Here is a 14,825-nt window from a genome sequence, read left to right as displayed (position 1 = left end):
TGCTCAGGCGCATCGGCAACAACGGTTTTTAACCCTGGACTCTATGTCGGTGCCGTACTAAGTCTGGGGGCAGGTCACTGCCTCTACAACTTATGTCCGCGCAGGATTGGACATGCCGGCCACATGGGATCCACGATCAACGTGTGAATGCGAGCACGGGTAACCCCCACACGCAGGACTTTGCGGCTTTTAGGATGTGGCACGTCATCCCCTCGCCAAACGAATGAAGACTGTACTCCGGCAGCCGTGCGCCGTGCTTCTCGGACAATGACAACTCCATCGAACTGCTTTCCCTTGGCCTTATGAAAGTTCATCACCTGGAGCCCGGCAGGAGCCTCGATACCATCCAAAATTTGCTCTTGTGCAAGCGCTTGATCTAACGCTAACCGAGCGTTCGTATAGGCACCGTCGCGCAGCCATTCGTTGGCTAAGCCTGCTGAAACTCGATGTCCACGTCGGAAGGCGACTAGGAAGTCAAGCTGGGAAGCCACGCGCAGCAACTCATTTTGGCCAGTGGCTCGAAGAGCGTATTTGACGGTAAGCCAGTCGGTGGCGGGGTCCCCGGTGAAGCCGTCGGCGTGAAGACCTGCAATTAGGCCGCGCAACGCTTTAACGATGTTGATGTTGAGGGTCTTGCCGCCTCGAATTTTTCCCGCCTGCTCCAAGAGTTTGCTCACGGCGGCCTTGGCTTGTCCGGTCGCCCGCCGCGCAGCGGCGATCAGCTCCATGCTGGCTGCCACATCGAGTTCGAGCTGAGCAAGGTCTTTGGGCTCAAGCAGAAACGCCGCAAATCGTGCCGAGAGTAGGGCCTCGGCCTCGTCGAACAGCAGCTTGTGGCGCACAGCCTTGCCTACATTCGGTTCGATTGCGTTGAGCGCATTGGACATGCGTAACGCACTTCTGTTGTTTGACACCAAGATTGCAAGCGTTTGGGGTCGGCTATCGGACTCCGCGCGGATTTTCGACAGCAACTGAGCTATGGCGCGTCGTAGAACATGGTTCCAGTTCGGCGTTGGGTTTTCTGGCCGATAGGAAAAGGAAGAAACCCCTTTATAGGGCGCACCGCGTGCCTGCCCGGCCAGAATGTCGTTGGCAAAGATCAAGATTTCAGAATCTGGACTGCGATGGTTCTGAGTGCCCAGATCGACTTCGAGTGGATGAAGTGCAGCGCGAATCGCTGCGATCCGCTCTGGTCCAACGCCAGGCAGGTAATCGAAGATTTGTTGTTCGAGGTCGGCGAGGCAAACGATCTGCGCATGTGGAGCAAGCATTTCAACGCATTGCCACGCGAATTGCCCGGTATCCTGGGCCTCGTCCACGATGATGATGGGATGCCGTCGCGCGAGCGACGAAAGCAAGTGGCTGCTGGTGGCAAGCAAACGAGTGGCGTTGGGAGCGAACAGGTCGAACGCGATGCGTCCCTCTTCGCGGAACAGCCGCTCGCGCTCAATCAGCCATTGATCCCATTCGTCGTCCTCGTCGTCGATGCCCCCGCTCAGGGCCTTCTCATCCTGTGGCAGCAAAATCGACAGTTTGCGCGGAGCACCGAGCAGGTACGCGTGCGCCTTGAGGATGTCCCAGAAGAAGGAGTGGAAGGTCTGAATCGAAGGTTGCTCTTGCTCGGCTGCTGTAGCTTCTAGCTTGGCCGCGTCGAGGATGCGCGCTACTGCCGCGCGCGAGAAGCTCAGGAAGAGAGCGGACTGCCCAGGCGTCATTCCCTGTTGAATACGCTTGACCGCCTTTCGCAATGCAATGGTCGTCTTGCCGCTGCCAGGGCCACCAGTCACCAGCGCGTGCCCTTCGCAAGCAAGGACACTGTCGCGGAGCGGGCAAGGCTCGTTCATGGTCAGGCGAACAGATCCGCGTTGTCGCCGCCGCCCTCGTCGATGGGCGGCGGCGGCGGGAACAGAGCGAACACGGACGCGAGGAATTGTGTGGCGGTAGCCGGCAGCTCGTTGAATCCGCACTCTTCAAGCAGGCGGGCCGACCAGCCTGCGCCTTTGTTTCCGCCGAGAGCCTCCTTGGCGACGGCCTTGACCGCGTCGTCGGGTGGGCGCGCGTCGGGGATGGCGATATTGCCATATTCGCCGTTTGCTTTGAGGTTTGCGAGGAATGACCAAAGTCGATCCACTGGCACTTCAGCCACCAGGAGGTCTTCAAAGCCCTTGTAGGCGTGCTCGACGTTAATCTCGAAATTTTCCGCAAGTGCCTGAGCCTGCTCGGCTTTGCGCTTCTTCTTGTAGTCGAGGTCGTAGAAAGCGAAGGTGCGCAGCCCCAGCGTTTTGAAGAACTTACCGAACTTGGGCATGTTCGACTCGCCGTCGGCGTCGAAGAACGCCACGCCAGCGATGTCCAAGGGCTGCAAGTTAGGGTCGTTTTCCTCCATGCGGCGCGCAATGATGGGCATCGCATGCAGCTCTGTGACGCCTTCGACGACGATGGCTGCTCGCCCCAGCATGCATTCGGACAACCCCGAGCGAGAGAAGCGCTTGTAGTCGTTGTCTTTGAGGCCCGTTGCGTCGGAGACCTTGCGGGCGCTGACCACACCGCCGTCACGCGAGAGAAGTAGTGTTTTCGACGGCTCGAATTTCTCGATCACAAAGGGCGAGTGGGAGGTCACGAAAGCCTGGGTGGTCTTCGTCAACAAGTATTGGGCGATTCGGCGCTGCGTGTGTGGAGGTACTGCGATCTCGGGCTCCTCCATGGCGAAGATCACGGTGTCGGGTTTGAGATCCGCGATGAACGACAGGAGAGCGAGTACGAGCGTGTTGACAGTGCCGGTTCCCGCATGGGGAAAGGGGACGGGGCCTTGGTCGACAGAGATGGACAGGAAGAACGACATAGTCTTGCGAAGATGCTCGCGCGTGAGCTCCGAGACGTGCAGCTTCGTCGCGTTGCCGGGCGATTCCAGCGCAATGTAACGGTTTAGCCGCTTTTCGACCGAGCGCAAGACAGGAGCGATCTCGGCGGCGTCGGCTTCAATATCGAGGCCGCGCAGTCGCGCGATGGTCTTTTCCCAAAGAGTCGTGCGAACGCCCTTGGTACGTAGGATGATGTCCAGAAGCGAGCCGCGCTCAAGGCTCAGCGCCCGCAATCCCGTGCGCAATGCTCGCAGGTAGAGAAATCCGAACTGCCGCTTGATCGGCTTGGATACGGGCGTCAGTGTGCCTTCCGGTGCGTCGGGGCTGTGGGAAAAGAAAGTCCTGGCTTCGAATTCGTCCTCGGCGAGATCGTATTTGCCAATGGTCTCCAGACGAAGGCAAGGAACGACATGTGGCGGGTTGGCGGCCAGGACTTCGCCCGCATCCAAAAGACGCTGTTCTTCCAAGTGCCAGAATTCTGTATTGCCACCGCACTTGGCATCGATCTCAGCGCTCAGCTCGATCAGGACGACTTCCACGCGCAATGGAATTGACTCGGGCTCGGCATCCTCTTGCACGGGCGAGGCTAGATACTGGGCGTTGTAGAAGTCAAACTCGTCAATCGGCGGGAAGCGGTTCAGTCGGTCGGGCCCCAAGACAAGATCTAGCGCGTCGCAGATGGTGCTCTTACCGACGTTGTTAGAACCGACCATGAGCGTGTGCCCATCGAAAAGCAGTTCCGCAGACTTGATGCCCCGAAAATTCGAGATACTTAGACGAACTACTTTCATTTTCTACTTCCGCTTCGGTTATGGGCAATTCCCAGGGCCAAATGCAGAGCTCTTTCGACCCAGCCATCTATGAATCGTCGCATAGAAATTCCAATCGTCCGTTCGAGGGCGGAACCCTTGAGTTATGCCGAGCCGCGAAGCGGCCTCTGCGGATTTTTAGGTGCGCGTGCGACGTTGAACCGAGATCTGTTCCGTTATTCGGCGATTGATCTTGCGCTTCCATTTAAGCTGTTTGTCCGAGAGCTTCCGCTTGAGGCGTGTGCTAACTAAGAACTTATTTTCAGAGTCATAGATGTATCCCATCTTGCGCCCATGCTCGATGACGTCGAGGTTAGCGTTGGCATATGGATCGTTTGCAATGCGCTTCAGGCCGTCGAACAAGTTGCCCGTATCAATGCCAATGAACCGATTGATGCAAACATTGCCGACGTACGTCGAGTGGCCCGTGATGCGATTTGTTATGTAGCAAATGTTCTTTAATCTCTTGCCCGCAGGGGCACTGATCGAACAATTGCGTAATTTCAACACTCACCAAATCCCACTCAGTGCGGGCTGCGTCAAATATGTCCGACTGCGATAGTGGGAGGATGTGGGCTTTCAGCCTTTCGAAGTTATGTTCCATAGCAATCGCCGGGACACACCTGGCTAAATGCAGAAAAAGTAAAAGTTGGAAATCTCTCGTATAAAAATGACTATAGTCGGAAAGATGGGAGCGAGCATTGCAGAAGAGACCTTAGGCAGACCTAAGAATATTGAGATCGCAGATCGCCCTGAATCTTAATTAGCTCAGCATCGAACAACTGCTCTTGGCGTTATGCCGCCCTAAATGACCGACCGAAGACGGCTCACCATAGATAAGACTAAATAGTGATTTTGAGGTGGATATCCTAGGTTTTGAGAGGGCCGCGCGCCGTAGCGGCAGATCGGAAGTTAATATCAGACAACTTGGCATAGTTGGAGATAATTTGAAATGTGGTCAGACAACGAAACGACCGTCGACTACTTGAATTTCGGTGTGGTAGCGGACGCGTGCGCGAAACTCCTTCAACAGGCGAACGGCACGCCGATTTCGGTCGGCGTATCTGGCGGCTGGGGTGTAGGTAAGACCTCGTTGGTCAGGATGATAGAAGGCCGGTTGAAACAAGCCGATGCTCCGGGGACCAACACCTACGTCATCGTCACATTTAACCCTTGGCTATACCAAGACTTTGAGGGTGCCCGAGGTGCGCTGCTGCAGCTGGTTGGCGATGAGGTCCTGCGGCTGGCGGCCAAGAGCGAGCCCCTGCTAAAGAAGGCGAAGCGCCTCCTCAAGCGCATCAACTTCCTTCGCCTCGCTCAAATGGGTGGTGAAGCCGCCGTGACGCTTTACACAGGTGTGCCTGTCGGCAGCATCGGCTCCGCGGTCATGAAGGCTGCTGGGTTCTTCGGAGTCGGCGGAGACGACGACGCGAAGGAGTCGGGCGATGGAGAAGGCGAGAAGAAGGATAAGGGCGCTAACAAGGAGATGCCCAATGATCTGCTCAAGCCCTCAGAGCCGATCTCATTGCCCAATGAGATCCAGGCGTTCCGCAATGCCCTCGAAGAACTGCTCGAAGAGCTGAAGGTGACGCTGGTCGTTTTCGTGGACGACCTAGACCGCTGTCTGCCCAAGACCGCCATTTCTACGCTGGAATCGATTCGCCTCCTCCTCTTCCTCAAGCGCAGCGCGTTTGTGGTGGCGGCCGATAACGAGTTCATTCGAGGCGCGGTGCGGGTGCACTTCGAAGGGACCGGCATCTCGAGCGAGGTTGCAACGAACTACTTCGACAAGCTCATCCAGGTTCCGCTGCACGTCCCGCGACTTGGCATCAATGAAGCCAAGGCATATCTAGCTTTGCTGCTGATGGAGCGTGCCTATGCTGACGGCGTTTTCGCAAAGGTCGGGTTCGACGCGGCAAAGGAGGCTATCCCAAAGCGCCTGCAAAGCAGCTGGAAAGGCGACGCCGTCACGTCCGAGTTCTTGCAAAGCCTTGTCGGCATGGGCAACACGCCCATGCTCGAGTTGATGCAACTTGCTGAGGGGTTGGCTCCGCTGCTCACCCAGTCGAGCGCCGTAAACGCGAACCCGCGGCTAATGAAACGGTTCCTGAACACGGTATACTTGCGGTCGGCCTTAGCTGCCCCGCAGGGCATCGACCTCGACATCCCTTCTCTTGCAAAGTGGCACCTTGTCGAACGGTGCGACGAAACGTTGGCCAACGCCCTGGCTGCAAGGGTTTCGGCGGACGCCGATGGGCGAGTGACGGCCTTGCGTGAAGCGGAAGCCGCGGCGGCGGCCGGGACGCCGCTCCCCGAGCCCTTCAATGATGACCCCTTTTCGTGCGAATGGCTGCAACTCAAACCGCCGCTGGGAAATGTAGACCTCCGCCCCCTACTGCACTTGAGCAGGGATACGGCGACTCGGGACTTTGGCGCGGACAACATGACTGACCAAGGGCGTGCATTGCGCGACGCCCTGGTCACTGCAACGGCATCGAACGCACCGCTCACTGAAGCCATCCGAGCCGCTGGTGCCATTCAGGCAGGGATGGCCATGGGCAAAGCCTGGCAGCTGAAGGCCGCGATGCGGACGTGGCGCTCGGGTGAGGACGTCGTTCCGCTCATCGAGCCCTGCAAGGTGTACCCGGACCTGGCTGCCCAGGCCGCGGCGCTTTTGGCAGAAGCACCGGTCGGGAAAGTTGGTCCTGGCGTCGTCCCCCTCCTGTACTCGCAGACATGGGCACGCCCCACCCTCGACAAGTGGGAGGCAGACTCTTCGGTGGAGAAACCCACTAAAGCGGCCATCCAGCGGGCGAAGCGGGGGACCAGATAATGGGAACCTCAACGTCAAGTTCCGGCGGCAAAGCCGGCTCGCCGTTTGACCCGGAGTGGCTGATTCCAGAGGCGGCGCCTGCCGGCGGCGACGATGCCGCAGATGGCTCGCGCGATGATGGCGACCACGAGCCTGCTGACACGGGCACCGAAGCTGGAGCCGAGGGGGGCGCCACAGCCGGCGATCAAGAGGCGCCGGATGGGGCTTTTGCGCCCAGTCGCCGGTTCGCCGACGCGCGTTCCAAGATGTCCGCCGCTCTTGGCGGCGGCGGCCGCGACTCATTGCGAGGCGCGGCCAAGAGCATGGTTACCAAGGGCATGGGCGGTGCGCGGCGCGCGGCTTCCACCATGCGAGGTACGGCTCAGGGCGCAGGTGCCCTGGGGCAGTTCTTGGCGTCCGCCCGCGATGGATCTGACCCGCAGGTTGTGGACTGGGTAAATCGCACACGAGCTGCGAGTCTCGCTGCCGACGACCTCATCCTAGAATTGGTCAAGGAGGTCATGCCCGATACGGGCAGCGTGGACGACGAATCGCTGCGCAACGCTGCGGCCGAGGCGCTTGGACTGCTCTACGAACTCAGTCCCGACATCGATGTCTTCAACCTCACGGATGTGCAGATTCACGATGTCATGGCCATCACCATCGCCAACGATGTCTGCAATCGCATGGACCTGCAACTCGGGCAAATCTACGAGCGGCTGAGGCACGACCCGCAACAAGTCCAGCTCTTTCGGAAGGATGTGCGGGAGTACGTGCAGTCGGAAGTTCGTGTCGTCATGGAGCGGCTCGGTGGGACGGGGCTCGACCCGAAGCGGCTCGCCCGAGACGTTCTGCGGTCGGCAATGGAGGTGTTTGCGTCATGACGAAGGTGCTATGTACGTCCGTTAGCCACTTGCCCGCGACGCTCGCAGATGGCGAGCGCGCGTTCACGCTATTTAAGAGCGCCAAGCGCGCCGGCGTTGGAACAATCGCGCAGGGCTGGCGTGGGTCGTTGAAGCGCAAGGGATTCGCTCCAAGCGCTCAGGCTTGGGATTTCGTGCAGTTCTGTTTGTCGGTTTGCGCAGCCGACCTTTGCTGTTTGCGGAACACCAGTGCGGACGGCTGGACTCGGACCATCGAACTCACGGTCGGCTTGCATGAACCTCTTCGGTGGGCACCTTGGAAGGCCCATGTCGAACAGATGTTGAAGGTTCTGACGGGAGATTATTGGACGCTTCACTTCGTCGAGGGCGGGGTTGCGCCTCCGAACGGTAGACTCCAACCGCTGGCCCACGATTGCATCTCGCTTCTGTCGGGCGGTCTTGACAGCCTTGTAGGGGGCATCGATCTGGTGACCAGTGGGCGACAGCCGGCGTTCGTCTCGCAGTTGGCCCACGAGGATTCCGAGCGCCAACGCCGGTACGCCACGCTCCTTGGCGGCGGGGCGACTCACATGCAGTGGAGCCATGGCATCAACTTTACCGGCCGTCGGGAGCCCTCGACGCGCGGTCGCTCGTTGGCGTTCTACGGGTTCGCCGTGATGGCGGCATCCAAGATTGCTGGCCAGCCAGTGCAGGTGTTTGTCCCCGAGAACGGCTTCATCTGCGTCAATCCGCCCCTCGTCCCTGGGCGAGTGTCCAGCCTCAGCACGCGCACGACGCACCCGCTGTTCATGGCAATGCTGCAGGAGCTGCTCGAAGTGTTGGATATCGACGTACGGCTCGAGTTGCCATACCGGTTCAAAACGAAGGGCGAAATGCTGCGCGAATGTGCGAACCAGACCTTGCTTGACACCGTCGCTTCAGATTCCACGAGCTGCGGACGGTACCGAACCTACAATCGAACGCACTGTGGTCGCTGCGTTCCCTGCATGATTCGACGAGCAGCGTTTCTCGCCTGGGGCCATGGCCGCGACAGGACTACCTATACCTTCCCCTCGCTGGCCGGTTCTGACAAGTCCAGCGGACCGGACGACCCTATGGCGGCAGCGCTGGCTGTGTTGTCGGTGCGTGAGCAGGGATTGGACCGCTTCCTTGGCGCCACGCTCGCGTTTGCTGCGCCAGGTGAGCGTGGTTCATATCGGGGGGTGCTCCAAGCTGGTCTTGGTGAACTGGAGGCGTTGCTCCAAGCGGACGGACTGTTATGATGGACTTTCACTGCCACCTCGACCTCTACCCTCGTGCGATGGAGGTCTACCGCGAGGCCGCCCGCCGCAATAAGTTCACCTGGTTGGTGACCACGAGTCCTAAGGCGTTCGCGGCGACGTCGCGAGCGCTGGAGCCGTTGCCTTCAGTACTCATCACACCCGGACTCCATCCCGAAATTGCCCACGAGCGCGCAGCAGAACTAGACCTGCTACTGGAACAGATTGCTGACGTCAAGGCGGTCGGTGAGGTGGGCCTTGATGGGTCGCCTCGTTTCAAAGCCCACTACGAAGTCCAGCGCAAAATTTTCGGCGCGGTCGTCGCCCGGTGCGCGGAGGTGGGAGGCAGAACGCTCAGTGTCCATTCCCGCCGCGCAGTCAGGGACGTATTGGCGGATTTCGAGCGGCATCCGAACTTCGGCACGGCCGTCATGCACTGGTTTTCCGGAAGCAGATCTGAATTGAAGGACGCCGCGGCGCACGGGTGTTGGTTCAGCATCGGGCCGGCGATGTTCGAATCTGCGAATGGCCGGGCCTTGGCTGAAGCAATGCCGCACGACCGCGTTGTGCCAGAAAGCGATGGTCCCTTTGCCAAGGTTGGGGGCAAGTCAGTCTTGCCTTGGAACGCGTCCCAGGTTGCCGAGGGCCTTGCTCCGCTGTGGGCGACAACGCCCGATGAAGCGGCAGAGATTCTTGCTCGAAACGGTCAGGCGCTTCTTTATCTCATGGGCCAACGGTAAGGAAGTGCGCCACCATCGCGACTGGTGGCTGTAAGCAGACACTCGTGAAAGTCCGTTCTTGGCCGGCAAGCGACCGCTCGCCGGCGAGGATGCATCAAACCTCTGTTTGTTCAGCCATCTCAAGAGCATCGTCGACCTCGATACCTAGGTAGCGAACGGTGCTTTCCAGCTTCGTATGCCCGAGCAGCAGCTGTACAGCCCGAAGATTCTTCGTCCGGCGGTAGATCAGCGAGGCTTTTGTACGGCGCATAGTGTGGGTTCCATATGCGGTATCGTCGAGGCCAATCGATGCGACCCAGCGATGCACAATCCGGGCGTACTGCCGCGTCGACAGATGCGGCGATGTATGCAACCGGCTCGGAAACAGAAAATCCGCCGCCTTTAGCCTTCGCGTGTCGATCCATGCTTCAAGGCTCTCACGGGTTTGCTCCGTAATCTCGAATTGGACCGGACGCAGGGTCTTCTGTTGCATGACGGTGGCTCTCGCGGCTACGTGGCTTCCGTGACGGATTTCCTGTACCTGCAGTCGCATGAGATCGCACGCTCGAAGCTTGCTATCAATTGCGAGATTGAACATCGCGAGTTCCCGGGTGTTCGAAGCCATCTGAAGTCTCATTCGAATTGCCCAGATTTCTCGGAGCTTTAGGGGCGGTTTCTGCCCGGTGAGCTTTCCCTTGTTCCAGGGCACACGACGGTCAACGGCGGCATTCGCGGATTCCATGACAATCTCCTTTTGAGTAAGGGGAGATTCAGTGTGCTCCTCCGGAGGGGCGCTATCCGACCCTGAGCAGTCATTTGCGGCTGGAAGGAAACGGCCATTCATCAGGCTGCCGAACTCTAGGCAGAGAACCATATTTTCGTTTACACATAGCATAGCCCTCTACACTGACGTTCAAATCTGGTTAGGCCTTATGACCCGCTACCTCGACACAGTCCCCCATCCTTGGAATTACGCCGTCATTGAGGCGGCGATCTTCAAAAACTCTACGGATGCAAGAACAGCAATCGAGGACACAGAGGGAGGGCGGCTATGGCGGTCGCTTCAGGAACTCGACGACTCCGTTTATGTACTCGAGACGAACATCTCTGATCTATTGGACGAGATTTCGCTATTTTCGGATCGAAGCAAGAACCCCGCCTTCTGGCATCAAGGCGACGGAAGTGAGGCCGACCGCCATACGCGTGAGGTCAAGCGAAAGCTGGCAAATTGCACCGCCGCCCTCATGGCTCTGGTTGATCATGCGCGTAACTTCACCCGTGTATCGCCAGTTTCCGGATACGCAGAAGAGTTGAAGAAACACTTCTCGTCGCCCGGGCTGCATGAATTCTTGCAGTGCCTTCGTAACTACAACACTCACTGGCGTATAGCGCAGGCGAATTGGGAAATTTCCCACAACTTCGAAGTTAAATCAAGGCAGGCGCGCTTTCTTGTGACAAAGACTGAGCTTCTGGCTTGGAACGGTTGGAATGCGATGGCCAAGGGCTACATCGAAGGCTCTGAGGATGCAGTAGACATCTACGAGGTCTTTTCCATCTACCGCGGCAGCGCTCAGAAGTTCTATGCATGGCACCGAGGCGCAGTATTCAGCCAATACAACGCCATACTGCGTCCGTATCTGGAGTACAAGCGTCTGTATGACGGAATCAGCAAAAAGTACAGCTGGAACACGGTGATATCCCACTTGCCCAAGACGCTGAACCCCCTTCAGTACCTCTCGCGGTATTTGCCCTCACACGCGGTCGAGCGTGTTCTCGCTCTTCCCCACAAAAGCAGGCAACAGTTAGATGAAATTATAAGGCTGCTTGATATGGATGAGTTCTGTGACGAGGCACTTCGAGGCAAGGCGTATGCGCTATTTGGCTTAGAAAATTGAGGCCTACGCCCTCGTTCAATTGAGGCTGAAGGTCAGTTTAGGGCAATTCGCATATGTCCGCTTCTGGCCGCGAGCAGACGTCGACGACGGGCTGATTTCGACCCGCTGCGGTCATTAAGCCGAACCCTGCAAAGTTGTCATTCAGTCCGAATGCAGTGAGAGGCTAAAGAGGCAAAAACGGGGCCTTCGCATTGCTCAAAGGAAGAAAAGAAATGCTGCAGCAATAATTGTGGGTACCAACGCACCCGTCAGCAAGCCCAGCATGCTGACCGCACCGTTGGCGAAACTGCCTCGAAGCAGCGCGACCCCCGCCGGGTTCGGCGCATTGGCAATAACTGTCAGCCCGCCACCTGCGACGGCTCCGGCCACTAACATGTACTGAGCTTGGCTAGAGATTCCGTCGATGAGCGAGCCCAGGTAGGTCAAGGCTGCGTTGTCGGTAATCGCTGTGAGCGCCAAAGCGCCGACGAACAGCACGTTCGGGTCAAGCCCGCTCACGATGGGTTGCAACCACCACTGCTGCATGCCTCCCAATACGACAAGACCCGCGAGGAAAAAGCCCACCAATAACGCCTCTTTGATAATGAGAGGGCTTTGGTGCGTTTTGTATGCCTGAGTGTATCCAATGAAAAACAGAAAAAGACCCAGAAAGATAATCGGATGATGAGCGCTTATTACGACAGCGGCCAGAAAAGCCAGGTGCACGACGATCACGACGGCCGATACGGGCGCAGGCGATTTCTTCAGCGACAGCACATCGCCTGAACGCAAGTGGGGACGCAGTAGGGCGGTGACCAGCGTGGCATTGACCAGAACGGCCAGCGCTGCCTTCCAGCCAAACGTATTGAACATGAAGCTGCTATCCCAACCCCAGGTCGAGGCCACCATCAACACAGGCGGGGCGGCATACGAGGTTAGCGTTCCGCCAATCGAAATGTTGACGAACAGCACGCCCAACGCCAGATACTTCAAGCGCTCGGGCATGTCGCGATGAAACACCTGCGGCGCCAGCATCATCGCAGCTATCGTCATTGCTGCGGGTTCGGTCACCAGCGACCCCGCCAATGGCACTAGCGCCAGGCATAGCCAGGCTTTGGCGGTCTGGTCGCGAACGGGAAGCATGCGTGCGACGTGTTCGACAACGCGCATCACCGCCGTCAGCACCGGCAATGAGGCCGCAATGACCATCACCACGAAGACAAATGCGGGTTCGGTGTAGTTGCGCGATTCGGCGTACGCCAGGGCCGTGCTGCCGGAGGCGGCAAGCGCCATCAGGATAAGCAGTATTGCCGCCCAAAAGCCGAACACCACTTCGACTTCTCCCAGCAGGTGCAGCAGGCCGCCGTGGCGCTTGCTGCGATGCGCCAGACGCAAAAAGACCGGCGCGGAAAACGTGTGCACCAGGGCAAGGGCAAAAACAAAAGCGGCGATGACTTCCAATGCGGATTCCGTCACGTGTCAGTTCCTGTACATAAAGGGAGCGGGATAGGCCAACGGTCAGATGCGGGCGGACGATACGCGCGCCACTTCCACCCACAAGCGCGTCATGACGACGTGCCTGACCAGGTCAAAAAGATGCGCAGGCGCGTTGCTTGGCACCAGCACGCGGCGTATTAGCGCCTGAAGATCGACACGGACGCAAGGTTGCAATGCCGCGCGTCCGCGCTGCCGTGACAGCGTGCGCAGGCGCACCCGGGTTTTGCTTGGCATATCTATTTTCAATTCGGCATCCTCCGGGGCCAACACCGCATGATGCAGCGCATCGAGCGTTGTGCAGACATAGACCGATCCGGGCTGCGCGGCTTCGTCTTCAATCTGACGGCGCCATTCCTGCGAGCCAACCAGCGTCGCCGTCGAACCCCGTTCGGACACGTCGAAACGCAGGTGGCTGAATTCAAGCAACTCGATGAATTCTACAAAGGGAAGTTCGCGAACCACGGTCAGCGCCCCGCGCGGCATATTGCCGTCTTTTTGCTGCGCCGATTGTTTCATGACACCCTCCGTCAATGAGAAAAAGGGGAACCGCCGCGCGGCTCCCCATCAAGTACGACAGGCGTAAAGCGATCAGGCGCCGGCCTGAGCCCGCTCAAGCTCGCGGACCCGCTTCCGGTTGCGCACCGTCGAATACACCAGCCAGATTGCAAGCGCGAGGATGGCGTACACGAAGCCGGCGCTGATCGGGCGGTCAATGAACACATTCATGCTGCCGCGTGACAGCAGCAACGCACGGCGGAAGTTTTCTTCGACCATCGGCCCCAGCACGAAGCCCAGCAAGAGCGGCGCGGGCGAGAAACGCAGCTTCAGGAACAGATATCCGACCAGGCCCAGAACCAGCACCATGCCGACATCGAACAGATTGTTGTTCGTGCTGTAGACGCCGACGCAGACAAAGAATAGCGCGGACGGGAACAGGTACTTGTACGGCACCTTCAGCAGCCGTGCCCACATGCCGATCAACGGCAGGTTCATGACCACCAGCATGATGTTGCCGATCCAGAAGCTGGCGATCAGCCCCCAGAACAGATCCGCGTGCTCGGTCACCATCTGAGGGCCTGGCTGAATACCGTGGATGATCAGCGCGCCCAGCATCAAGGCCATGACCGAGTCGCCAGGAATGCCCAGGCTCATCGTGGGGATGAAGCTCGTCTGCGCGGCCGAGTTGTTGGCCGCTTCCGGGCCTGCCACGCCTTCAATCGCGCCGTTGCCGAAGCGCTTGGGCGTCTTCGAGACGCGCTTTTCGACGGCATACGACATGAACGATGCGATCGTTGCGCCGGTGCCGGGCAGGATGCCCAGGACGGCGCCGATGGCGCTGCCGCGCGCAATCGGCATGGCCGACTTCTTGATATCGCCCGGTTCGGGGCGCACGGACATCTTGGGGCCGTCGCCCACGGTGGTGGCTTTGCCGATCCGGTTGACGTTGGCAAAGAAGTCCGCCAGACCGAACAGGCCCATGGCCAGCGCCACCAGCGGAATGCCGTCGCTCAATTCGATGACCCCGAAGCCATAGCGGATGGTGCCGGTATTCACGTCCGTGCCCACCACGCCCAGCAGCAGGCCAAGAAAGACCATGGCGATCCCCTTGATGGCCGAACCCTTGGCGAGCGTGGCCCCCGCGAACAGTCCCAGCATCATCATCGAGAAGTATTCGGCCGGGCCGAACTGAAACGCCACTTCAACCAACAAGGGCGAGAACAGGATCATGATGATGATGCCCACGCTGGCGCCCACAAACGAGGCCATGACCAGCATGAACAGCGCCGATCCCGACTTGCCTTGCCGCGCCAAAGGATTGCCGTCCAGGCATGTGACCGCGTGCGACGGCGTGCCTGGCAGGTTGAGCAGGATGCAGGTGATGCCGCCGCCGTATTGGGCGCCGTAGTAGATGCCGGCCAGCATCATCAAGGCGGCCACCGGCGTCATCGCGTAGGTGAGCGGCAGCAGAATCGAAATGGCTGCCAGGACGCCCATGCCCGGCAGGACGCCGATCATGTTGCCCATGAACACTCCGAATAGCGACCACAGCAGGTTCTCCCACTGCAACGCTACCGAAAAGCCGTGTAGTACGTTGTCGAATAGATCCATT

Annotated in this window: 11 protein-coding genes; 5 read left to right on the top strand and 6 right to left on the bottom strand. The window is 58.9% G+C overall.

The genetic code is table 11. From position 1 onward, the window contains the following. Positions 1–83: 83 nt before the first annotated feature. Both AGI3411_RS11485 and AGI3411_RS11480 read right to left on the bottom strand, forming a co-directional pair. Positions 84–1,844: a UvrD-helicase domain-containing protein gene (locus tag AGI3411_RS11485; protein WP_129527491.1), complete on the bottom strand. Its 1,761-nt coding sequence runs from the start codon at positions 1,842–1,844 to the stop codon at positions 84–86. 2 nt (positions 1,845–1,846) lie between these two features. Continuing rightward, positions 1,847–3,652 carry an ATP-dependent nuclease gene (locus tag AGI3411_RS11480; RefSeq protein WP_129527490.1) on the bottom strand — a complete coding sequence of 602 codons (1,806 nt, stop codon included), beginning with the start codon at positions 3,650–3,652 and terminating at the stop codon, positions 1,847–1,849. Between the two features lie 970 nt (positions 3,653–4,622). Here AGI3411_RS11480 and AGI3411_RS11470 point away from each other — a divergent pair. Genes AGI3411_RS11470 through qatD form a run of 4 tightly spaced genes read left to right on the top strand, consistent with a single transcriptional unit; the run spans position 4,623 to position 9,365 of the window. Further along, on the top strand, positions 4,623–6,503 hold the full coding sequence (locus AGI3411_RS11470; RefSeq protein ID WP_129527489.1) for a KAP family P-loop NTPase fold protein: 1,881 nt from the start codon (positions 4,623–4,625) through the stop codon (positions 6,501–6,503). Then, the gene (qatB, locus tag AGI3411_RS11465; protein ID WP_129527488.1) at positions 6,503–7,366 is read left to right on the top strand and encodes a Qat anti-phage system associated protein QatB; all 864 of its coding nucleotides are present in this window, start codon (positions 6,503–6,505) and stop codon (positions 7,364–7,366) included. Before AGI3411_RS11470 ends, qatB begins: the two co-directional genes overlap by 1 nt. Beyond that, positions 7,363–8,628 carry a Qat anti-phage system QueC-like protein QatC gene (qatC, locus tag AGI3411_RS11460; RefSeq protein WP_129527487.1) on the top strand — a complete coding sequence of 422 codons (1,266 nt, stop codon included), beginning with the start codon at positions 7,363–7,365 and terminating at the stop codon, positions 8,626–8,628. The genes qatB and qatC overlap by 4 nt, the downstream gene beginning before the upstream one ends. Next, positions 8,625–9,365, top strand: a complete 741-nt coding sequence (qatD, locus tag AGI3411_RS11455) for a Qat anti-phage system TatD family nuclease QatD (protein ID WP_208748060.1) — start codon at positions 8,625–8,627, stop codon at positions 9,363–9,365. The genes qatC and qatD overlap by 4 nt, the downstream gene beginning before the upstream one ends. Positions 9,366–9,459: 94 nt before the next feature. Here qatD and AGI3411_RS11450 read toward each other — a convergent pair whose 3' ends face one another. Beyond that, on the bottom strand, positions 9,460–10,086 hold the full coding sequence (locus AGI3411_RS11450; protein ID WP_129527486.1) for a tyrosine-type recombinase/integrase: 627 nt from the start codon (positions 10,084–10,086) through the stop codon (positions 9,460–9,462). 190 nt (positions 10,087–10,276) lie between these two features. Here AGI3411_RS11450 and AGI3411_RS11445 point away from each other — a divergent pair, with 190 nt between their 5' ends. Continuing rightward, a complete protein-coding gene (locus AGI3411_RS11445) occupies positions 10,277–11,239 on the top strand; it encodes a hypothetical protein (protein ID WP_129527485.1) in 963 nt (320 codons plus the stop codon). 195 nt (positions 11,240–11,434) lie between these two features. On the opposite strand, the gene AGI3411_RS11440 is transcribed toward AGI3411_RS11445, so the two are convergent. The 3 genes from AGI3411_RS11440 to AGI3411_RS11430 all read right to left on the bottom strand — a co-directional run bounded on the left by AGI3411_RS11440 (position 11,435) and on the right by AGI3411_RS11430 (position 14,824). Continuing rightward, positions 11,435–12,694, bottom strand: a complete 1,260-nt coding sequence (locus AGI3411_RS11440) for a putative Na+/H+ antiporter (RefSeq protein WP_129527484.1) — start codon at positions 12,692–12,694, stop codon at positions 11,435–11,437. A 42-nt stretch (positions 12,695–12,736) separates the two neighbouring features. Further along, complete coding sequence (locus AGI3411_RS11435) at positions 12,737–13,231, bottom strand: hypothetical protein (RefSeq protein ID WP_129527483.1); 495 nt, start codon at positions 13,229–13,231, stop codon at positions 12,737–12,739. A gap of 72 nt (positions 13,232–13,303) precedes the next feature. Then, positions 13,304–14,824 (bottom strand): tripartite tricarboxylate transporter permease, encoded by a 1,521-nt coding sequence (locus AGI3411_RS11430; protein ID WP_129527482.1) that lies wholly within the window; start codon positions 14,822–14,824, stop codon positions 13,304–13,306. Position 14,825: the final 1 nt, after the last annotated feature.

This window comes from Achromobacter agilis (genome assembly GCF_900496965.1).
Taxonomy (GTDB): Bacteria; Pseudomonadota; Gammaproteobacteria; order Burkholderiales; family Burkholderiaceae_B; genus Achromobacter; species Achromobacter agilis.
This window is presented reverse-complemented; position numbering and strand designations above follow the sequence as displayed.